The organism is Streptomyces sp. MAR4 CNX-425, from assembly GCF_048656465.1.
In the GTDB taxonomy this organism is placed as follows: Bacteria; Actinomycetota; Actinomycetes; order Streptomycetales; family Streptomycetaceae; genus Streptomyces.
Genome location: NZ_JBMDLF010000004.1, coordinates 180549 through 200550, shown reverse-complemented (window position 1 = coordinate 200550; position 20002 = coordinate 180549). Strand labels below are relative to the sequence as shown.

Annotated in this window: 15 protein-coding genes; 7 read left to right on the top strand and 8 right to left on the bottom strand. The window is 76.1% G+C overall.

Annotated features, from left to right (window positions below):
* The first annotated feature begins 305 nt into the window (after positions 1–305).
* Entirely contained in the window at positions 306–1397 is a 1092-nt protein-coding gene (gene sepH, locus ACHZ99_RS13905; protein ID WP_420304842.1) for a septation protein SepH, read from the top strand.
* A 74-nt stretch (positions 1398–1471) separates the two neighbouring features.
* On the opposite strand, the gene ACHZ99_RS13900 is transcribed toward sepH, so the two are convergent.
* Complete coding sequence (locus ACHZ99_RS13900) at positions 1472–2299, bottom strand: sulfurtransferase (protein WP_420304841.1); 828 nt, start codon at positions 2297–2299, stop codon at positions 1472–1474.
* A gap of 240 nt (positions 2300–2539) precedes the next feature.
* Here ACHZ99_RS13900 and ACHZ99_RS13895 point away from each other — a divergent pair, with 240 nt between their 5' ends.
* Positions 2540–3256: a VOC family protein gene (locus ACHZ99_RS13895; RefSeq protein ID WP_420304840.1), complete on the top strand. Its 717-nt coding sequence runs from the start codon at positions 2540–2542 to the stop codon at positions 3254–3256.
* A gap of 133 nt (positions 3257–3389) precedes the next feature.
* On the opposite strand, the gene ACHZ99_RS13890 is transcribed toward ACHZ99_RS13895, so the two are convergent.
* From ACHZ99_RS13890 to ACHZ99_RS13880, 3 genes are all read right to left on the bottom strand, one after another.
* On the bottom strand, positions 3390–4607 hold the full coding sequence (locus ACHZ99_RS13890) for an alkaline phosphatase family protein (RefSeq protein ID WP_420304839.1): 1218 nt from the start codon (positions 4605–4607) through the stop codon (positions 3390–3392).
* The gene (locus tag ACHZ99_RS13885) at positions 4607–5197 is read right to left on the bottom strand and encodes a DUF5998 family protein (RefSeq protein WP_420304838.1); all 591 of its coding nucleotides are present in this window, start codon (positions 5195–5197) and stop codon (positions 4607–4609) included. Before ACHZ99_RS13885 ends, ACHZ99_RS13890 begins: the two co-directional genes overlap by 1 nt.
* A gap of 94 nt (positions 5198–5291) precedes the next feature.
* Positions 5292–8204, bottom strand: coding sequence for a GNAT family N-acetyltransferase (locus tag ACHZ99_RS13880; RefSeq protein WP_420304837.1), 2913 nt, complete (start codon positions 8202–8204; stop codon positions 5292–5294).
* A 133-nt stretch (positions 8205–8337) separates the two neighbouring features.
* Here ACHZ99_RS13880 and ACHZ99_RS13875 point away from each other — a divergent pair, with 133 nt between their 5' ends.
* Positions 8338–8622, top strand: a complete 285-nt coding sequence (locus tag ACHZ99_RS13875; protein ID WP_420304836.1) for an HPr family phosphocarrier protein — start codon at positions 8338–8340, stop codon at positions 8620–8622.
* A gap of 123 nt (positions 8623–8745) precedes the next feature.
* On the opposite strand, the gene ACHZ99_RS13870 is transcribed toward ACHZ99_RS13875, so the two are convergent.
* The 3 genes from ACHZ99_RS13870 to ACHZ99_RS13860 form a co-directional block, all read right to left on the bottom strand.
* Positions 8746–9438: a GntR family transcriptional regulator gene (locus ACHZ99_RS13870; RefSeq protein WP_420305205.1), complete on the bottom strand. Its 693-nt coding sequence runs from the start codon at positions 9436–9438 to the stop codon at positions 8746–8748.
* A gap of 162 nt (positions 9439–9600) precedes the next feature.
* Positions 9601–10965 (bottom strand): M16 family metallopeptidase, encoded by a 1365-nt coding sequence (locus ACHZ99_RS13865; protein WP_420305204.1) that lies wholly within the window; start codon positions 10963–10965, stop codon positions 9601–9603.
* Between the two features lie 20 nt (positions 10966–10985).
* On the bottom strand, positions 10986–12362 hold the full coding sequence (locus ACHZ99_RS13860) for a M16 family metallopeptidase (RefSeq protein WP_420304835.1): 1377 nt from the start codon (positions 12360–12362) through the stop codon (positions 10986–10988).
* A gap of 180 nt (positions 12363–12542) precedes the next feature.
* Between ACHZ99_RS13860 and ACHZ99_RS13855 the strand changes: the two genes are divergently transcribed.
* The 4 genes from ACHZ99_RS13855 (at position 12543) to ACHZ99_RS13840 (ending at position 18251) form a co-directional block, all read left to right on the top strand.
* Entirely contained in the window at positions 12543–14996 is a 2454-nt protein-coding gene (locus ACHZ99_RS13855; protein WP_420304834.1) for a DNA gyrase/topoisomerase IV subunit A, read from the top strand.
* Between the two features lie 133 nt (positions 14997–15129).
* Complete coding sequence (locus ACHZ99_RS13850; RefSeq protein ID WP_420304833.1) at positions 15130–16092, top strand: threonine ammonia-lyase; 963 nt, start codon at positions 15130–15132, stop codon at positions 16090–16092.
* A gap of 84 nt (positions 16093–16176) precedes the next feature.
* Positions 16177–16635, top strand: a complete 459-nt coding sequence (locus ACHZ99_RS13845) for a DUF485 domain-containing protein (protein WP_420304832.1) — start codon at positions 16177–16179, stop codon at positions 16633–16635.
* Positions 16632–18251, top strand: coding sequence for a cation acetate symporter (locus tag ACHZ99_RS13840; protein ID WP_420304831.1), 1620 nt, complete (start codon positions 16632–16634; stop codon positions 18249–18251). Before ACHZ99_RS13845 ends, ACHZ99_RS13840 begins: the two co-directional genes overlap by 4 nt.
* Positions 18252–18273: 22 nt before the next feature.
* Here the strand turns inward: ACHZ99_RS13840 and ACHZ99_RS13835 are convergent, their stop codons facing one another.
* Positions 18274–19941 (bottom strand): ATP-binding protein, encoded by a 1668-nt coding sequence (locus ACHZ99_RS13835; RefSeq protein ID WP_420304830.1) that lies wholly within the window; start codon positions 19939–19941, stop codon positions 18274–18276.
* Between the last annotated feature and the right edge of the window lie 61 nt (positions 19942–20002).

Genomic DNA, 20002 nt, shown 5'->3' with positions numbered 1-20002 from the left:
GGGGCGCAACAGGCAGACTCAACTGCCTTGCGACGTTCCGCGTTCGGTGGCGCGCCGGTCCACCCGCATGGCTCGAATGGAGTACTGTGGGCGAGCCAGTGCTCCGGTGTCCGTCCGACGGCGGCGATCACGGCCGCTGCGTTGCAAACGCGTAACCGTGTCATAACGGCGTATCGGGTTCCAAGACCCGACACGCCGGGCAACTCAGCAATGTTGTGGCAGGCTGCACCCGGGCAGGCCACACTCGACTAGCGGAAAGAGCAGCGACGCACCGAAACGTCGGCAGGCACCACCGGGAGGTTCCCATGCCCGAACTGCGTGTCGTGGCGGTCAGCAACGACGGCACACGGCTGGTGCTGAAGGCTGCGGACAGTACGGAGTACACCCTTCCGATTGACGAGCGGCTGCGCGCCGCGGTGCGCAACGACCGCGCGCGGCTCGGCCAGATCGAGATCGAGGTCGAGAACCACCTGCGCCCCCGCGACATCCAGGCCCGGATACGGGCCGGGGCGTCGGCGGAGGAGGTCGCCGCGCTCGCCGGGATCCCCGTCGACCGCGTACGGCGCTTCGAGGGCCCGGTGCTGGCCGAGCGGGCGTTCATGGCCGAGCGGGCCCGCAAGACGCCCCTCCGCCGCCCCGGCGAGAGCGCCGGTCCGGCGCTGGGCGAGGCGGTCGCCGAGCGGCTGCTGATGCGCGGCGCGGAGAAGGACTCGGCGCGGTGGGACTCGTGGCGGCGGGACGACGGCACCTGGGAGGTGCTCCTCGTCTACCGCGTCGCCGGCGAGCCGCACAACGCCGGCTGGACGTACGACCCGCCGCGGCGGCTCGTCCAGCCCGTCGACGACGAGGCGCGGGCGCTGATCGGCGAGGCCGACGCGTCGCCGGAGCCGAGCCTGCCGTTCGTGCCGAAGATCGCGCGGCTGCCGCGCGGTCCGGAGCGTACGGGCGACACCGGGCGCGGCGACCGCGACCGGGACCGGGACGCCGCCGGCGAGGACCGGGGGGACTCCCTGACCAGCCTGCTGGAGGCGGTGCCGAACTTCCGGGGCGACCTGGTGGTGCCGGAGCAGCCGGCGTCCGCGTCGGCGTCCGCGGCCCCGCCCGACGCGCCGGCCGGGCCCAAGTCCGGTCCGGTGCACGGGCCGGTGCCCGGCCCGCCGCCGGAGGAGGAGCCCGAGCCGCCCGCGGTGGAGGAGGAGCCGCCGGCGCCCGCGGCGAGCGCGGGGTCGGCGTACGCGGACGTGCTGATGCCGCGGAGCGTCTCGGCGCACCGGGAGCGGCTGACGGGTCAGACGGACCGGCAGGCGGAGGCCGACGGCGTGCGGCCGGGCCGCCGGGCCGCGGTGCCCAGCTGGGACGAGATCGTGTTCGGGAGCCGGCGCAAGAAGCCGGAGTAGCCGTCAGGGCCGGGCGCGGCGCGTGCGGAGTGGTCCGTACGCGCTCGTGCCCGGTTACCTCGTACGCGCCGCCGTCAGCCCGGCTCCTCGCCGGTCGCCACCTCCCGGGCCGGATCCGCCACCCACTCCGACCACGACCCCGGGTAGAGCGCCGCGGGGATGCCGGCGATCTCCAGCGCCAGGACCTCCTGCGCCGCGGAGACCCCCGAGCCGCAGTACACGCCGACCTCGGTGCCCGGCGCCGCCCCGAGCGCGCGGAAGCGCGCCGCCAGGTCGGCCGCGGGCCGGAAGGTCCGGCCGTCGGCGAGGTTCTCCGTGGTCGGCGCCGACACCGCGCCGGGGATGTGGCCCGCGACCGGGTCGATGGGCTCCGTCTCGCCCCGGTAGCGCTCCCCCGCGCGGGCGTCGAGGAGCACGCCGCGCCGGGCGAGCGCGGCGGCCCCGTCGGCGTCGAGCACCGGCAGCGCGCCCGGCACGGGCGCGAAGTCGCCGTCGCCGGCCGCGGGCGCGGTACGGGACAGTTCGCCGGGCCAGGCCGCCAGGCCGCCGTCGAGGACGCGGACGTCGGGGTGGCCGGTGTAGCGCAGCAGCCACCAGCAGCGCGCGGCGGACCAGCCCTGGCCGGCGTCGTACACGACGACCGGGCGGTCGGCGCGGACGCCGGCGCGGCGCATGGCGGCGCCGAACACGGCGGGGTCGGGGAGCGGGTGGCGGCCCCGGGGGCCGGGCGGGGCGGCCAGTTCGGCGTCCAGGTCGACGTAGGCGGCGCCGGGGATGTGGCCCGCGTCGTACTCGGGCCGGCCGGGCGGGCCGCCGAGCGTGTAGCGCACGTCGAGCACGACGGGCGGCCGGGGGCCCGCCAGGTCGCTCGCGAGTTCGGTTCCGGAGATGATGGCATCCATGGTGGCCATCTTGGCGCAGCGTCGCGCCGGCCTCCGGATCCCCCTGCGAAAACGAACATCTCCTGGCGATACGGACAATTCTTCAGACGGATCGGCGCAGAGGGGGCGCACTGCGGCAGAGGGGATGGAAACATCGGCACAGGCGTCACCGGAACGTCACCCACCGCCACCTTCCGATGGTCAGAGAGGGCTGCCATGTCCGAGGGAGCGATTCTCAGCGCGCCGGGCACACCGTGCTGGGTGAGCCTGCTGGTGCACCGGCTGGACACCACCGAGGACTTCTACCGGGGCCTGTTCGGCTGGATCTTCGAGGACGGCCCGCCCACGCTGGGCACGTACCGGCTGGCGCGGCTGGACGGCGGCCAGGTCGCCGGGATCGGGGCGATGGCGCCGGACCGCAGGCTGCCGGTCGCCTGGACCCCGTACCTCGCCACGGACGACGCCGACGCCGCCACCGAGCAGGTGCGCTGCTGCGGCGGGACGGTGGGGGTCGGGCCGCTGGACGCGGACCCGGCGGGGCGGAAGGCGATCTGCTCGGACCCGGCCGGGGCGGTGTTCGGGCTGTGGCAGCCGCGGCGGCACTCCGGGGTGGAGCGGCACGGCCGGCCGGGCACGCCGGTGTGGAACGACCTGCTGGTGGCGGAGCCGGCGGTGCTCGCGAAGTTCTACGAGCAGGTCTTCGGCTACGAGGTGCGCACGGCGGGCGACGTCGTGACGCTGTACGTCCAGGGCCGGGCCGTGGCGTCGGTCTGCGGCGCCGGCGAGGAGACGCTGCGCGAGACGGGGCCGCGCTGGACGACGCACTTCGAGGTCGCCGACGTGGACGCCGCGGTGGCGCGGGCGGAGGAGCTGGGCGGGCGGGGGGTGCGGGACCCGCACGGGACGCCGGCGGGGCGGCTGGCGGAGATCGCGGACCCGGAGGGCGCGCGGTTCACGGTGGTGCGCTCGGCGCGGTAGGCGGGCCCGGGGTGCGCGGGGAGCCCCGCGCGCGCAAGGGTGCGCACCGGGCGCGTGGGTGCGCGAGGCGGCACCGGCGGGCGGGCCGCGGTGCCGGGCGTACGGGCGCAGGGGGCGCAGCGGCGCGGGCGGCTCAGGAGCGTACGGAGAGCAGCGGGACCAGCTGTTCCGCCGGGGTCAGCGAGCCGTGCATGCCGGCGAGCGCGGACTCCTTGGGCTCGGTGCGGGTGGCGACGATCGCGATGTCGTCGGCCGCGGCGGCGATGACGTCCCCGAGCCGGTCCCGCACCCGCTCGTCGACCTTCGGGCCGAACCACCCCAGCTCGACGGCCTCGTCGCGGCCCGCCACCCAGGCGCGCTCGCCCAGCACCTCGCGCCAGACGGCGAGCACGTCGCCGGCGGCGCCGGGGACGGCGTACACGTGCCGGGCGCGGCCCTCGCCGCCGAGGAGCCGGACGCCGGCACGCAGCTCCCAGTCCTCGTCGACGTCGTAGCGGGCGTCCTCGGTGAAGGGGATGTCGACCATGCCGTGATCGGCGGTGACGTAGAGCGCGGCGCGCGGCGGCAGTTGCTCGGCGAGGCGGCGGGCGAGGCGGTCGGCGTAGCCGAGCTGGCCGCGCCAGGCGTCGGAGTCGACGCCGTGCCGGTGGCCGTTGCCGTCGACCTCGCTGTAGTACGTGTAGACCAGGGTGCGGTCGGCGGCGGCGAGCTGGCCCGCGGCGAGGTCCATGCGCTCCTCCCCCGACAGCCGGCCGTGGAAGGTGCCGCCGCTGAGCGCAACCGCCGTCAGCGGGGTGGTCTCGAAGGCGGGCGAGGAGACCTGCGCGGTGTGCACCCCCGCGTCGTGGGCGAGCTGGAAGACCGTGGGGTACGGCTGCCACCGGTGCGGATCCGTCCAGGGGTGCCAGCGCAGCTGGTTCATCAGCTCGCCGGTCCCGGGGTCGAGGACCGTGTAGCCGGACAGGCCGTGGGCGCCGGGGGGCAGGCCGGTGCCGACGGAGGCGAGGGAGGTCGCGGTGGTGGCGGGGAAGCCGGCGGTCAGCGGCTCGCCGGTGGCCAGGGAGTGCAGGAAGGGGGCGTCCTCGGGGTGGGCGAGCAGCTGCTCCCAGCCGAGGCCGTCGATGAGGAACACGCAGACGCGGTCGGCCGGCTCGACGCCGGCGAGGGTGGGTGCGAAGCCGGGGACGCCGAGGCCGGCGGCGGCGGTGGGGAGCAGGTCGGCGAGGGAGCCGGTGCCGTAGCGGGGGGCGGGGGCGGCGGCGGGGTCGAGCGGCGCGGGCCAGGCGGCGCCGGCGGCGGGGGTGCCGTCGCCCGGTGTCCCGTACCCCCGCGTCCCCCCCGTGGCCGCCATCAGGCTTCGGGGCCGGCGGCGGTGGCCTCGGAGAGCGCCTGGGCGAAGTCCAGGGCCTGCCGTACGGTCTCGGGGCCGTCGCCGGCCTCGCTGACGCGCAGGCTGAGGTCGTCGGCGGTGGCCGAGCCGGTGTACCCGTGGTCGGCGTCGCAGTTGGGGTCGCCGCAGGTGGCGGGCTCCATGTCGAGGCGGCTGACGGCGCCCCAGCCGACGGTCAGCACGACCTCGCGGGGCAGCGTGCCGGGGGTGTACGACTCGGGGTTGCCGACGACGCGGCTGAGGACGACGGAGGAGATGCGGGCGAGCTTGACGGACTCGGTGGAGGTGGTGGCGTAGGGCGTCGGGGAGGTGGTGTCGGCGGCCTGCTCGTCGGTGTGGCTGACGATGAAGCGGCTGTCGGTGAGCACGAGCACGGTGACGTGCCGCCGGACCTCGTTGGCGTCGAACGTCGTCTCCTGGTGGACCAGGTACGCGAATACCGGCTCCCCGCCTACGGCGGCCTCCACCGCCTCCGCCACGAGGGCGGGGTAGTAGCCGCTGCGCTCGATCGCCGCGCGCAGCCCCTTGGTAGCGGTCCCGGTCTTAGCCATGCGCCCATCCTACGGCCCGGAGACCCGCGCCCGGCCCGCGACGGCGAGCGCCGCGGCAGCCGCCCGCGGCCCCGCGCCCGGGCACCGGCCCGGGTCAGTAGCGGGGCATCCGGCGGGCGCCGAGGTCGACGCGGGGCGGGGGCGGGGCCAGGCGCAGGGCGGCGGACAGGACGCTGACGCCCCGCGGGGCCACCACGGCCGGGGACAGCTCGACCGAGACCACCTCGGGGTGCTCGTCGACGAAGAGCGACAGCCGCAGCAGCAGCTCCTCCAGCGCCGCCGTGTCCACCGGCTGCGCCCCGCGCCAGCCGAAGAGCACCGGGGCGCCCCGGACGGCGCGGATCAGCTCGGCGGCGTCCCGGTCGGTGGCCGGCACGAGGCGGTGCGCGAGGTCGCCGAGCAGCTCGGAGGGCGCGCCGGACAGCCCGAAGGACAGCACCGCGCCGACGCCGGGGTCGACGGTGGCCCGTACGACGGTGTCGACGCCGCGCGGCGCCATGGCCTGCACCACCGGTTGCAGCTCGGCCGCGTCGCCGAGGGTGCCGGTCAGCTCGGCGTGGGCGAGGCGCAGCTGCTCCTCGCCGGCCAGGTCGAGCCGGACGCCGCCGAGGTCGGGGCGGTGCCGCAGGTGGACGGCGGTGGTCTTGAGCGCGACGGGGTAGCCGAGCCGGGCGGCGGCGGCCGCGGCGGCGTCCGGGTCGGGGGCGGGCAGCACGGGCAGGACGGTGATGCCGTACCGGCCCAGCACGCGCGCCGCGTCCGGCTCCGGTACGTCGAGGGGGACGTCCTCCGCGTACGGGGCGGGCGGCCGGGCCGTACGCGCCTCCGCGGGCCCGGCGCCCGCGCCCGGTCCGCCCGCCGGTACCCGCCGCGCCCCGCCCGGCGCCCAGTCCGGCGGCACCCCGTCGTCGGCGACCGCCGCCGGGGTCCGCTCGCCGAGCAGCGCCGCGATGTCCGCCGCCGCCCCCGCCGGGTCCAGGTCGTCGTACTCCGGCACCCGCCCCGGGTCCGCCGCGCGGCGGCGCCACTGGGCGTGCCGTACCGCCTGGGCCAGCGCCCGGGCCGCGCGCTCCCCCGCCGGGTACGCCGGGATGCCGTCCGGCGGGGCCGCCAGGGCCTCCGGCAGGCCCTCGATCTCCAGGTGGACGACGGCCACCGGCTTCGTCGCGCCGTCCGCCGCCGCGCGCAGCGCGGCCGCGAGGGCGCCCGCGTCCTGGGGGCCCGGGACCGCCGCGAGCGCCGGCACGTCGGGGTCGGCGACCCACGGGATCGCCGTCACCAGCACCGCGTCGCAGCCCTCCTCCCCCAGCGCCGCCGCGACCGCCGCCCGGAAGTCCTCCGGCGCCGCCGCGGCGGTCAGGTCGCGCGGGGGCAGTGGGCGGAGCCCGGCCGCGCGGCAGGCGTCGTACGCGAGGAGGCCGAGGGAGTCGGAGTTGCCGACGATCGCGACGCGCGGGCCCGCGGGCAGCGGCTGGGCGGCGAGCAGCAGCCCGGTGTCGACGAGTTCGGTGACGGTGTCGACGGCGACGACGCCGGCCTGGCGCAGCAGCGCGCCGACCGTGTCGGCGGGCACCGACGTGCCGGGCACGGCGTGGCCGGGCGGCGTGCTGGCGCTGTGCCGGGCGCCCTTGACGACCACGACCGGCTTGTCGGCCGAGGTGCGGCGGGCGAGGCGGGTGAACTTGCGCGGGTTGCCGAGGGATTCGAGGTACATGAGGACGACGTCGGTGGCGGCGTCGTCGTGCCAGTACTGCAGGAGGTCGTTGCCGGAGACGTCCGCGCGGTTGCCCGCGGAGACGAACGTGGACACCCCGGCGAGCGCCCCGCCCGGCCGCCGGTGCAGCCCGGACAGCAGCGCGATGCCGATGGCGCCGGACTGGGTGAAGACCCCGACGCGGCCGGCGCCGGCGGGCTCGGGGGCGAGGGTGGCGTTCAGGCGTACGGGCGGGGCGGTGTTGAGGACGCCGAAGGCGTTGGGGCCGATGACGCGCATGCCGTGGCCGCGCGCCTGCCGTACCAGGTCGCGCTGGCGGGCGCGGCCTTCGGCGCCGGCCTCGGCGTAGCCCGAGGAGAGCACGACGAGCCCCTGCACGCCCTGCTCGCCGCAGTCGTCGACGACGTCGGGGACGCGGTCGGCGGGCACGGCGACGACGGCGAGGTCGACGGGCTCGTCGATGTCCCGGACGGAGCGGCGGGCGGGGACGTCCTCGGGCAGGAGCCGGTCCCGGTCCCCGGGGTACGCGTGGTTGACGGCGTAGACGCGGCCGGTGAAGCCGGCGGCGAGGAGGTTGGCGAGGACCGTACGGCCGACGCCGCCCGGGCGGCGGCCGACGCCGACGACGGCGACGGAGCGCGGGGCCAGCAGGCGGCGTACGGACCGGGCCTCGGCGCGCTGCTCGCGGGCGTGCATCACGGCCAGCGACCGCTCGGTGGGCTCCAGCTCGAACTCCAGCCGGACGACGCCGTCCTCGAAGCTGCGCTTCTGGGTGTAGCCGGCGTCGGTGAACACCTTCATCATGCGGCTGTTGGCGGGCAGCACGTCGGCGACGAAGCGGCGCACGCCGCGCTCGCGGGCGCAGGCGGCGATGTGCTCCAGCAGCGCGGAGGCGACGCCGCGGCCCTGCTGGTCGTCCTGGACGAGGAACGCCACCTCGGCCTGCGGCGAGCCGTCCCCTCGGCCCTGGCGGGCCTGGGGAGACCCCATCGCGGTTGGCTCGATGCGGTCGTAGCGCACGGTGGCGATGAAGGCGTCGCCGACGACGGCGGCCAGGCCCACCCGGTCGACGTAGTCGTGGTGGGTGAAGCGGTGCACGTCCCGGGCGGACAGCCGGGGGTGGGGGGCGAAGAAGCGCAGGTACTTGGACTCGTCGGAGACCCGGTCGAAGAACGCGACGAGGCGGTCGGCGTCGTCCGGGACGATGGGCCGGACCTCTGCGGTGCCGCCGTCGCGCAGGACGACGTCGGCCTCCCAGTGGGTGGGGTACTCGACTGCCGACGGGGTGCCCATGGGGCCCAGGTTACGGTCCGGGCAGGCTGGCGGGAGCGGGCGCGGCAGGGCAGTCTGAGGTGACCGCGGAGCCGGGCGGCTCGGCGCGCGTGCAAGAATGGTCTAGACAACTCACGCACGAAAGGGCACCACCATGGCTGAGCGCCGCGTCACCGTCGGCTGGAACGAAGGGCTGCACGCCCGCCCCGCGTCGATCTTCGTGCGGGCGGCCACCGCCGCCGGCGTCCCGGTGACGATCGCGAAGGCGGCCGACGGCAACGCCGTGAACGCCGCCTCGATGCTGGCCGTGCTGGGGCTGGGCGCCAAGGGCGGCGACGAGATCATCCTCGCCTCCGCGGACGACGCCTCCGACGTCGCGCTGGACCGGCTGGCGAAGCTGGTCCAGGAGGGCCTGGACGAGCTGCCCGAGACGGTCTGAGCCGGCCGCGCGGCTCCGGGCGGCCGGATCGCCCCGTCCGGCCGAAATGGCCGGTAACCGACGATCGCTTTTCCCCGGGACCGGCAATTCACCGGCCCGCCGGATTTCCGCGGCACGCAATTGTTACGGCTGATCGCCTCCCGTGTTTACGGCATGTTTCCGGGAACTCACGCGCCGCACGGTCCGGCGCAATTCGTACGCGCCCGTGGAGCGCTCGACGTGCGCCACGGCCAGCGCTCCGGCCCGCTCCGCGTCACCGCGCGCGACGGCGTCGGCGATCGCGCCGTGCTCGTCCCACGACTCCACCGACCGGGCCGCCGGGGAGGCGCCGTAGAGCCAGGACACCTTCCGCCGCAGCTGCACCAGCAGCGCGGCGAGGTTCCGGCTGCCGGTGGCCTGGGCCAGCGTCTCGTGGAACCACGTGCTCAGCGACGGCAGCTCCGCGACGTGCCCGCGCCGGGCCCGCTCCCGGCCGAGCCGGACGAGGCCGTGCAGCACCCGCAGATGGGCCTCCGTGCGCCGCTGGGCGGCGCGGGCGGCGCCCAGCGGCTCCAGCAGGGCGCGTATCTCCAGCAGGTCGGCGGCGTCCTGCGCGGTGGGCTCGGCGACGCAGGCGCCGACGTGCCGCTCGGTCGTGACGAAGCCCTCCGACTCCAGCGTGCGCAGCGCCTCGCGGACCGGCACCCGCGAGACCCCGTACCGGCGGGCGAGGTGCTCCTCGGCCAGGCGGTCGCCCTGCGCGAAGAAACCGGAGACGATGTCGTCGCGGATCGCCGTGCACACCGCCTGGGAAACACCGCCGCTCACCGCGCCCACCGCATCATCCACGCCCCTCAGCGCCGCCCGGGGAAACAGTATGACAGCGGTTGACGAATAACGGCAGGAACGGGAAAGGGCCCGGCCGCCGATCCGCCGGGCCCTTTCCACCGCGGGACACGGGAAAACCGGAAAACCCGGGAAACCCGGGAAATGCGGAAGTCAGCCGGAGACGACCCGCACCTCGCCGATGCCCAGCCCCCGCACCGGCTCGGCGATCTTCTCCGCGTCGCCGACGAGCACGGTGACGAGCCGGTCCGTGGGGAACGCGCTCAGCACCGCCGCCGTCGCCTCCACCGTGCCGGTGGCGGCGAGCCGGGCGTACTGCGTGGCCTGGTAGTCGTCGGGGAGCTGCTGCTCGACCTGGTCCGCCAGCGTGCCGGCGACCGCCGCCGACGTCTCGTACCGCAGCGGGGCCACGCCGACCAGGAAGTCGGCCGCCGCGTCCCGCTCGGCGTCGGTCAGCCCGTCGGCCAGCGAGCGCAGCACCTGCCAGGTGTCCGCCAGCGCCGGGCCGGTCACGTCGGTCTCCACCGAGCCGCCGATGGCCAGCAGCGCGGCGCCGGTGCCGTCGGCCGGCGAGCGCAGCGCCTGCGCGGAGGCGCGGACGCCGTAGGTGTAGCCCTTCTCCTCGCGCAGCACGACGTCCAGGCGCGAGGTGAGGGTGCCGCCGAGGCAGTACGTGCCGAGCAGCTGGGCGGGCCAGACGGCGTCGTGCCGGTCGGCGCCGACGCGGCCGATGAGCACCTGCGTCTGGACCGCCCCGGGGCGGTCGACGACCACGACCCGGCCGGTGTCGTCCGCGGTCACCGGCGGCAGCGCCGGGGCGGCCGCGACGGCGCCGGTCCAGCCGCCGAGGGTGCCGGCCAGCGCGTCGGAGACGTCGACGCCGGCCAGGTCGCCGACGACCACGACGGTGGCGGTGCCCGGCCGGACGTGGGCGGCGTAGAAGGCGCGTACGGAGGCGGCGTCGATCCGCGCGACGGACTCCTCGGTGCCCCAGCGGGGGCGGGAGAGGCGGTCGCCGGCGTCGAACAGCTCGGCGTACAGCGCCATCGCGGCCCGCCGGCCGGGGTTGGCCAGCTCGTGCGGGATCTCGTCCAGCCGGTTGGCGACCAGCCGCTCGATCTCGTCGTCCGGGAAGGCGGGCGCCCGCAGCGCGTCGGCGAGCAGCGTGAGGCCGCGGTGCAGCCGGGAGGCGGGCACCTCCAGGGAGACCCGGACGCCGGGGTGGTCGGCGTGCGCGTCCATGGTGGCGCCGCAGCGCTCCAGCTCGGCGGCGAACTCCTCGGCGGAGTGGTGGTCGGTGCCCTCGGAGAACGCCCGGGCCATGATCATGGCGACGCCGTCGAGGCCGGCGGGCTCGGCGGCCAGCGGCGCGGTGAGGCACACCTCGACGGCGACGACCTGCTGGCCGGGGCGGTGGCAGGTGAGCACGGTGAGCCCGTTGTCCAGGGTGCCGCGGTCCGGGGCCGGGAACGCCCACGGCCGGGCCTCGCCGCCCTGCGGCCGGGGGTGGAAGGTCATCGTGCTGGTCGTCTCGGCGGTCACGCCTGAACCTCGTCTTCCTCGGTGCTCGCGCTCTGGCCGGCGGCCGCTTCGCCGTCGGCTGCTTCATCGGTGGCCGGTGCGGTGGGCTCGTACACGAGGGCCGCCCGGTTCTCCGGGATCAGCCGCGCCTTGGCCACGGCCTGCACCTCCGCGGCGGTCACGCCGAGGATCCGCTCGACGGCCCCGAGCGCCAGCCGCGGGTCGCCGAAGAGCACGGCGTACCGGCAGAACTCGTCCGCCCGGCCGCCGACCGTGGCCAGCCGGTCCAGCCACTCCCGCTCCAGCTGCGCCTGCGCCCGCTCCATCTCCTCGGACGTCGGCCCCTGTTCGGCGAAGCGGGCCAGCTCCTCGTCGACGGCGGCCTCGATGGCGGGCACCTCGACGCCGCCGGACGCCTTGGCGTCCAGCCAGCCGAGCGACGGCGCGCCGGCGAGCCGCAGCATCCCGAACCCGGCCGCGACCGCGAGCCGGTCGCGGCGCACCAGGCGGTTGTAGAGCCGGGAGGACTCGCCGCCGCCGAGGATGGTCAGGGCCAGGTCCGCGGCGTCGGCCTCGCGGGTGCCGTCCTCGGGCAGCCGGTACGAGGCCATCAGCGCGCGCGACGGCACCTCTTCGGCGAGCGGCACCCGCTGCGCGCCGCCGAGGGTGTCGGGCAGCGAGCCGTCGCGCGGGGGCTGCTTGCCCTCGTGCGCGGGAATGGAGCCGAAGTACTTCTCCACCCAGGCGAGGGTCTGCGCGGGGTCGATGTCGCCGACGACGGAGAGGACGGCGTTCCCCGGCGCGTAGTACGTACGGAAGAACTCCTGGCAGTCCGCGAGGGAGGTGGCGTCCAGGTCGGCCATCGAGCCGATGGGCGTGTGGTGGTACGGGTGCCCCTCGGGGTACGTCATCGCGGCGAGCTTCTCGAACGCGGTGCCGTACGGGACGTTGTCGTACCGCTGCCGGCGCTCGTTCTTCACCACGTCGCGCTGGTTGTCCAGGCTCTCCTCGGTGAGCGCGGAGAGCAGCGAGCCCATGCGGTCGGCCTCCAGCCACAGCGCCAGCTCCAGCTGGTGCGCCGGCATGGTCTCGAAGTAGTTGGTGCGCTCGAAGCTGGTGGTGCCGTTGAGCGAGCCGCCGGCCGACTGCACCAGCTCGAAGTGCCCGTTCCCGGAGACCTGCGCCGAGCCCTGGAACATGAGGTGCTCGAAGAGGTGCGCGAGGCCGGTGCGGCCGGCGACCTCGTGGCGCGAGCCCACGTCGTACCAGATGCACACCGCGGCGACGGGCGTGAGAGGGTCCTCGGAGAGGATGACCCGCAGCCCGTTGTCCAAGCGGTGTTCCTCCAGTGTCAGTCCGCCGGAGTTGGCCTGCGGGGTGGCCGTCTGACCCATGGGCATGGAGTCCCTTCGATCGCTGCTGTACGCGGCACACCGGACCTGCCTCCGGTGCCGCGCCCCACTGTATGCCGGGGGCCGTGCGCCGGGTCGCGGTCGGCGATGTCGGCGCGTGGGTCCACAATGGGGGCGCACGCCGACCGCCCGTGAACGAGCCGACGAGGAGCAGCAGCCGAGATGGCCCCCCGCAGAAGCAGTGCCCCGCCGCCTGAGGAGTTCGAAGAGCGGATCCTCGACGTCGACGTCGTGGACGAGATGCAGGGCTCCTTCCTCGAATACGCGTACTCGGTCATCTACTCCCGCGCGCTCCCCGACGCCCGCGACGGCCTGAAGCCCGTACACCGGCGCATCCTGCACCAGATGAACGAGATGAACCTGCGCCCCGACCGGCCGTACGTGAAGTGCGCGCGCGTCGTCGGCGAGGTGATGGGCCGGCTGCACCCGCACGGCGACTCCGCCATCTACGACGCCCTGGTGCGCACGGCGCAGCCGTTCTCGATGCGGCTGCCGCTGGTCGACGGCCACGGAAACTTCGGCTCCCTCGGCAACGACGACCCGCCCGCGGCCATGCGCTACACCGAGTGCCGCCCCGCGCCCGCCGCGACGCTCATGGTCGAGTCGATCGACGAGGACACCGTCGACTTCACCGCGAACTACGACGGCAGCGAGCAGGAGCCCGTCGCCCTGCCGTCCGCGTTTCCGAACCTGCTGGTGAACGGCGCCTCGGGGATCGCGGTCGGGATGGCGACGAACATGCCGCCGCACAACCTCGGCGAGGTCATCGCCGCCGCCCGGCACCTCATCCGGCACCCGGGCGCCGACCTGGCCACCCTCATGCGGCACGTCCCGGGGCCCGACCTGCCCACCGGCGGCCGGATCGTCGGCCTGGACGGCGTGCGGGACGCGTATGAGACGGGCCGCGGCAGCTTCAAGATCCGCGCCACCGCGACGGTGGAGCAGGTCTCCGCGCGCCGCAAGGGCATCGTCGTCACCGAGCTGCCGTTCACCGTCGGCCCGGAGAAGATCAGGGCCAAGGTCAAGGACCTCATCGGGGCGAAGAAGCTCCAGGGCATCGCCGACCTGAAGGACCTCACCGACCGCGAGCACGGCCTGCGGCTGGTCTTCGAGATCAAGAACGGCTTCCACCCCGAGGCGGTGCTGGAGCAGCTCTACAAACTGACGCCGATGGAGGAGACCTTCGGCATCAACAACGTCGCGCTCGTCGACGGCCAGCCGCTCACGCTGGGCCTGAAGGAGCTGCTGGAGGTCTTCCTCGACCACCGCTTCACGGTGGTGCGGCGGCGCAGCGAGTTCCGGCGCACCAAGCGCCGCGACCGGCTGCACCTGGTGGAGGGCCTGCTCGTCGCGCTGCTCGACATCGACGAGGTGATCCGCATCATCCGGGCCAGCGAGAACGCCGCGCAGGCCAAGGAGCGGCTGATCGGGCACTTCGCGCTCTCCGAGATCCAGACGCAGTACATCCTGGACACGCCGCTGCGCCGGCTGACGAAGTTCGACCGGCTGGAGCTGGAGGCCGAACGGGACCGGCTGACCGCCGAGATCGCCGAGCTGACGCGGATCCTGGAGTCCGACGCCGAGCTGCGCAAGCTGGTGTCCGGCGAGCTGGCGGCGGTGGCGAAGAAGTACGGCAGCGCGCGCCGCACGGAGCTGCTGGAGGCCGGCGGGGAGCCGGCCGCGGCGGTGCCGCTGGAGATGTCGGACGACCCGTGCCGGGTGCTGCTGTCCTCCACGGGGCTGCTGGCCCGTACCGCCAACGGCGACCCCTTCGGGGAGCCGGCGCCCGCGAAGCGGGTCAAGCACGACGTGGTCGTCTCCGCCGTGCCGACGACGTCGCGGGCGCAGGTCGGGGCGGTGACGTCCGCCGGGCGGCTGCTGCGGGTGCCGGTGATCGACCTGCCGGTGCTGCCGGAGACGGCGGCCCGGCCGAGCCTGTCGGGCGGCGCGGCGGTCGCGGAGTTCCTGACGCTGGAGGACGGCGAGGAGGTCGTCTGCCTCACCACGCTCGACGAGTCCTCGCCGGGTCTCGCGCTGGGTACGGCGCAGGGCGTGGTGAAGCGGGTGGTCCCGGACTACCCGGCGAACAAGGAGGAGCTGGAGGTCGTCTCGCTCCGCGACGGCGACCGGATCGTCGGCGCGGCGGAGCTGCGCACGGGCGAGGAGGACCTGGTGTTCGTCACCAGCGACGCGCAGCTGCTCCGCTATCCGGCCGGCCAGGTGCGGCCGCAGGGGCGGCCGGCGGGCGGCATGGCGGGCGTGAAGCTGGCCGCGGGGGCGACGGTGGTCGCGTTCCACGTGGTCGACCCGGCGGTGGAGGCGGCGGTGCTGACGGTCGCGGGCTCCACCGGGGCGCTGGACGGGGCGTGGGTGCAGACGGCGAAGCTGACGCCGTTCGACCAGTTCCCGCGAAAGGGGCGGGCCACGGGCGGCGTGCGCTGCCAGCGGTTCCTGAAGGGCGAGGACTGTCTGACGTTCGCCTGGGCGGGTCCGGTGCCGGCCCGGGCGGCGGGGCGCACCGGCGCCCCGGTGGAGCTGCCGGAGGTGGATCCGCGCCGGGACGGGTCGGGGACGCCGCTGACGAAGGCGGTGTCGGCGGTGGCGGGCCCGGTGTAGGCCCGCGGGCGGTGCGGGGCGGCCCGGGCCGTCCCGGCTTCCCGGCTTCCCGGCTTCCCGGCTTCCCGGCTTCCCGGCTTCGCATGATCCGTACGCTGGACCCGCCGGTCTCCGGCTGCCAGCGTGGGGTGCCATGAGGATTCCGACCGTCACCGACGCCCTGCTCGCCCGCCGGCTGATCCGCGACGTGCTGCCGCCGACCCCGCTGTGGTCGTACCCCGCGCTGGACCGGGGGCCGGCCGCGGCCGTGTTCGTCAAGCACGAGAACACCCAGCCGACGGGCGCGTTCAAGGTACGCGGCGGCCTCGCCCTGCTCGCCTCGATGACCGACGCGGAGCGCGCCCGCGGCATCGTGGGCTACTCGACGGGCAACCACGCCCAGTCCCTCGCCTACGCCGCCGCCCGGCACGGCGCGCCGTGCACGATCGTGATGCCGGAGCGCCCCAACCCCGGCAAGGCGCGCGCCGTCACCGCCCTCGGCGCGGAGCTGGTCGAGCACGGCGCGACGTTCGACGAGGCCCGCCCGTACGCCGGGCGGCTGGCCGCCGAGCGCGGCGCCCGGCTGGTCAGCGCCGCGGACGAGCCGGAGATCGTCGCCGGGGTGGCCACGGCGTACCTGGAGCTGTTCGAGCAGGCGCCGGACCTGGACGCGGTGCTCGTCCCGGTCGGCGGGGGCAGCGGGGCCGCCGCCGCGTGCCTGGTGGCCGCGGCGGTCGCGCCGGACTGCCGGGTGGTCGCGGTGCAGTCCGCGGCCTCCCCGGCGGCGTACGAGTCGTGGCGCGCGGGCCGTCTGCTGGACCGCCCCAACCGCACCCGCGCCGAGGGGCTGGCCACCGGCACCGGCTTCGCCCTGCCGCAGGCGCTGATGCGCGTCGGGCTCGCGGACTTCCTCCTCGTCGACGACGAGGACATCACCCGCGCCCAGGGCAGCCTGATGCGCGACGCGCACACGCTGGCGGAGGGCGCGGGCGCGGCGGCGTACGCGGCGCTGCGCGTGCACGCGGACGCGTTCGCGGGGCAGCGGGTCGCGGTGGTCTGTACGGGAGGGAACGCCGGCGAAGCGGAGATTGCCGGGGCACTTCACCTGAAGGTGTGAAGGGTCGGGAATGACCCGTCCGTGATCTCCCCGTTCTGCCCATTCTGGGCGGGCGGCAACCCCGCCGAGCGAGGAGAGCACCCGGTGAACCACCCCCAGGGGCCCGAGGGCGCCCCGGCAGCACCGCCCCACGACCCGTGGCCGGACGACGGCGCGGACTCCGCGGGCCCCGAGTCCGACGACGACGTGTACCTCGCCGTCCACGACGCCCCCGAGTTCCGGCGCGTGCGCCGCCGGTACCGCCGCTTCGTGGTGCCGGCCGCGCTCGCGTTCCTCGCCTGGTACCTGTCGTACGTCGTCGCGGCCACCGTCGCCCCCGAGCTGATGGGCCGCCAGGTCGCCGGCCCGGTCAACGTCGCGCTGCTCGCCGGCCTCGGCCAGTTCGCGACCACCTTCCTGCTCACCTGGGCGTACGCCCGGCACGCCCGGCTGCGCCGCGACCCCGCCGCGCTCGACCTGCGCTGGGACATCGCCATGCGCACCCGCCGCGCCGACGGCTACGTCGCCGCCCGCCCCGTCCCGCCGCGGGAGCCGGGCCGGTGACCGGGGAGCACCAGAGGCTCGCGCTGCTGCTGTTCTGCGCGTTCGTGGCGCTGACGCTGGCCATCACGCTGTGGGCGGGCCGGCGGCGGCGCGGCTCGCCGGAGGAGTTCTACGCGGGCGGCCGGCTGTTCAGCCCCATGGAGAACGGTTTCGCCCTCTCCGGGGACTACCTGTCCGCCGCCTCCTTCCTCGGCATCTCCGGCCTCATCGCGCTCTACGGCTACGACGGCGTGCTGTACTGCGTCGGCTTCCTCGTCGCCTGGCTCGTCGTGCTGCTGCTCGTCGCCGAACTCGTACGCAACTGCGGCCGGTTCACCCTCGCCGACGTCGTCGCCTCCCGGCTGCGCCACCCGCCGGTGCGGTTCGCGGCGGGCGTGTCATCGGTGACGGTCTCCGTGCTGTACCTCGTCGCCCAGATGGTCGGGGCGGGCAGCCTGGTGGCGCTGCTGGCCGGCGGCAGCGGCACCGGCGCACGCACCGCGGCGGTCGCGGGCGTCGGCGCGCTGATGGTGACGTACGTCGTGGTCGGCGGGATGCGCGCGACGACCTGGATCCAGATCGTCAAGGCGGTGCTGCTGCTGGCCGGGGCGGCCACGCTCACCGCGCTGGTGCTGCTGCGCTTCCACGGCGACCCCGGCGCGCTGCTCGACGCCGCGGCCGAACGCAGCGGCCACGGCCCCGACTTCCTGGCGCCCGGCCTGGCGTACGGCGACGGGCTCGCCGACCGGCTGGACTTCCTCAGCCTCGGCGTCGCGCTCGTCCTCGGCACCGCGGGCCTGCCGCACATCCTGGCCCGCTTCTCCACCGTGCCCACGGCCACCTCCGCCCGCCGCTCGGTGGTCTGGTCGATCGGGCTGATCGGCGGCTTCTACCTGATGACGATCGTGCTCGGCTTCGGCGCCGCGGCGCTGGTCGGCGGCGCCGCGGTGCGCGCCGGCGACCCCTCGGGCAACACGGCGGTGCCGCTGCTGGCGCTCGACCTCGGGGGCGGCGCGGCCTCGACCGGCGGAACGGTTCTCTTCGCGGTGGTGGCGGCGGTGGCGTTCGCGACGATCCTGGCGGTGGTCGCGGGGATCACGCTGGCCTCGTCGGCGTCGGTGGCGCACGACCTGTACGCGACGGTGCGCCGCTCCCGCGCGGGCCGTACGGGGCGGAGCGGGGCCGCCGGCGGGCCGGGCGAGGTGGCGGTGGCGCGGGTGGCCGCGGCGGTCGTCGGGGCGCTCGCCATCGGCCTCGGGCTGCTGGCCCGGGACCTGAACGTGGCGTTCCTGGTGGGGCTCGCGTTCGCGGTCGCGGCCTCGGCGAACCTGCCGGTGCTCCTCTACGCCCTCTTCTGGCGCCGCTTCACCGCACGCGGCGCGCTGTGGGCGCTGTACGGCGGGCTCGGCCCGGCGGTGCTGCTGGTGGCGGTCTCCCCGGTGGTCTCGGGCACTCCGGACGCGCTCCTCCCCGGCGTGGACTTCCAGGTCTTCCCGCTGCGGAACCCGGGGCTGGTGTCGGTGCCGCTGGGCTTCCTGGCGGGCTGGCTGGGCACGGTCACGTCCCGGGAGCCCGCCGATCCCGTACGGCACGCGAAGACCCAGGTCCGGGCGCTGACCGGGGCGGGCGCGGCGTAAGGGCGGCTACGGGGCCGCAGGGCTACAGCGGCGACGGCCGCCGCGCCGGTACGGGCCCGGCGGCGGCCGGCGCCAGCGCCTCCGGCAGCACGACGGTGAACTCCGCGCCCCCGCCCGGCCCCTCGCCGACCTCCGCGCGGCCGCCCTGCCGCTCCGCGAGCCGCCGCACGAGCGCGAGGCCGATGCCCCGCTTGCCGTGCGCGGGGGGCTCCTTGGTGGTCCAGCCGTCGGCGAAGACCAGCTCCCGCCGCTCCGCCGGCACCCCGGGCCCGGAGTCGGCGACCCGCAGCCGCACCGTGTCGCCGTCGGCCCGCAGGTCCACCTCGACCCGCGGGGACGGCGAACCCGTCGCCGCGTCCAGCGCGTTGTCGACGAGGTTGCCGACGACGGTGACCAGCCCGCGCGGGTCGACCGCCCGGTCCGGCAGCTCCCCGGTCAGCGCCAGCGTCACGCCCCGCTCCGCGGCGACGGTCGCCTTGCCGACGAGCAGGGCGGCCAGCAGCGGGTCGCGGATCCGGCCGGTGACCTGCTCGGCGGTGGCCCGGTGCCCGCCGGCCGCCTCGGCGATGTACTCCACGGCCTCCTCGGTCATGCCCAGCTCCAGCAGCCCGAGGAGGATGTGCAGGTGGTTGGCGTGCTCGTGGTCCTGGGCGCGGAGCGCGTCGATGAGGCCGCGGGTGGAGTCGAGTTCGCGGCCGAGCTGCTCCAGCTCGGTGCGGTCGCGGAGCGTCGCGACGGCGCCGCCGTCGGCGGTGGGCATGCGGTTGGCGACGAGCACCCGCCCGTCGCTGACGGTCAGCAGGTCGGAGCCGGCGACCCGACCGGCGAGCACGTCCGCGGTGCGGCCCGGGCGCAGCACGTCGTCCAGCGGCCGGCCGGTGTGCCCGGGGTCGATGCCGAGCAGCCGGGCGGCCTCGTCGTTGACCAGCCGCAGCCGCCCGGCGCCGTCGAGCGCGACGACGCCCTCGCGGATGCCGTGCAGCATGGCCTCGCGCTCGTCGAGGAGGGCGGATATGTCGGAGAACGCGAGGTCGCGGGTGCGGCGCTGGAGCCGGCGGGAGTGCGCGAAGGCGACCAGCGCGCCGACGGCCAGCGCGCCGCCCGCGTACGCGAGCACGCCGGGCACGGCGGCGATGAGCCGGTCGCGCACGCCCTCGTACGGGATGCCGACGGAGACCGCGCCGACGATCCGGCCGTCCCGGTCGTGGAGCGGCACCTTGCCGCGGGCGGTGCGGCCCATGGTGCCGGTGTCGATGCCCATCCACTCGCGGCCGGCCAGGGCGACGGACGGGTCGGTGGAGACGTGGTGCCCGACGCGCCCGGGCCGGGTGTGGGACCAGCGCACGCCGCGGTTGTCGAGCACGACGACGTACTCGGCGCCGGTGGCCTTCCGGATCCGCTCGGCGCGGCGCTGCACGGGGCCGCCGGGGGTGGCGGGGGTGGTCAGCAGGGCCTCGGCGAGGCCGGGTTCGACGGCGGTGCTCTGCGCGATGGCCAGCGCGCGGCGCATCACCTGCCGGTCCAGCTCGGCGCTGTACGGCGCGAGGAACAGCGCGGCGGCGAGGAGCGTGACGCCGGTGGCGAGGGCCAGCTGCATGAGCAGGATCTGCGACGAGACCCGCCGCGGCCAGCCGAGCCGCCGGCCGGGGCCGCGGGGCTCGCGGCGGCGTGCGGTCGACGTTGCGCCCATGAGCGCGAACCGTAACGGACCCGGACGCGGCGGGCACCCCCCGAACCCGCTCTTCGAACCC

Bases quoted from the DNA above. Each gene is read 5' to 3' on its own strand.
- sepH (WP_420304842.1), top strand. From the start codon at position 306: ATGCCCGAACTGCGTGTCGTGGCGGTCAGCAACGACGGCACACGGCTG.
- ACHZ99_RS13900 (WP_420304841.1), bottom strand. From the start codon at position 2,299: ATGGATGCCATCATCTCCGGAACCGAACTCGCGAGCGACCTGGCGGGC.
- ACHZ99_RS13890 (WP_420304839.1), bottom strand. From the start codon at position 4,607: ATGGCGGCCACGGGGGGGACGCGGGGGTACGGGACACCGGGCGACGGC.
- ACHZ99_RS13885 (WP_420304838.1), bottom strand. From the start codon at position 5,197: ATGGCTAAGACCGGGACCGCTACCAAGGGGCTGCGCGCGGCGATCGAG.
- ACHZ99_RS13880 (WP_420304837.1), bottom strand. From the start codon at position 8,204: ATGGGCACCCCGTCGGCAGTCGAGTACCCCACCCACTGGGAGGCCGAC.
- ACHZ99_RS13875 (WP_420304836.1), top strand. From the start codon at position 8,338: ATGGCTGAGCGCCGCGTCACCGTCGGCTGGAACGAAGGGCTGCACGCC.
- ACHZ99_RS13865 (WP_420305204.1), bottom strand. From the start codon at position 10,965: ATGACCTTCCACCCCCGGCCGCAGGGCGGCGAGGCCCGGCCGTGGGCG.
- ACHZ99_RS13860 (WP_420304835.1), bottom strand. From the start codon at position 12,362: ATGGGTCAGACGGCCACCCCGCAGGCCAACTCCGGCGGACTGACACTG.
- ACHZ99_RS13855 (WP_420304834.1), top strand. From the start codon at position 12,543: ATGGCCCCCCGCAGAAGCAGTGCCCCGCCGCCTGAGGAGTTCGAAGAG.
- ACHZ99_RS13850 (WP_420304833.1), top strand. From the start codon at position 15,130: ATGAGGATTCCGACCGTCACCGACGCCCTGCTCGCCCGCCGGCTGATC.
- ACHZ99_RS13835 (WP_420304830.1), bottom strand. From the start codon at position 19,941: ATGGGCGCAACGTCGACCGCACGCCGCCGCGAGCCCCGCGGCCCCGGC.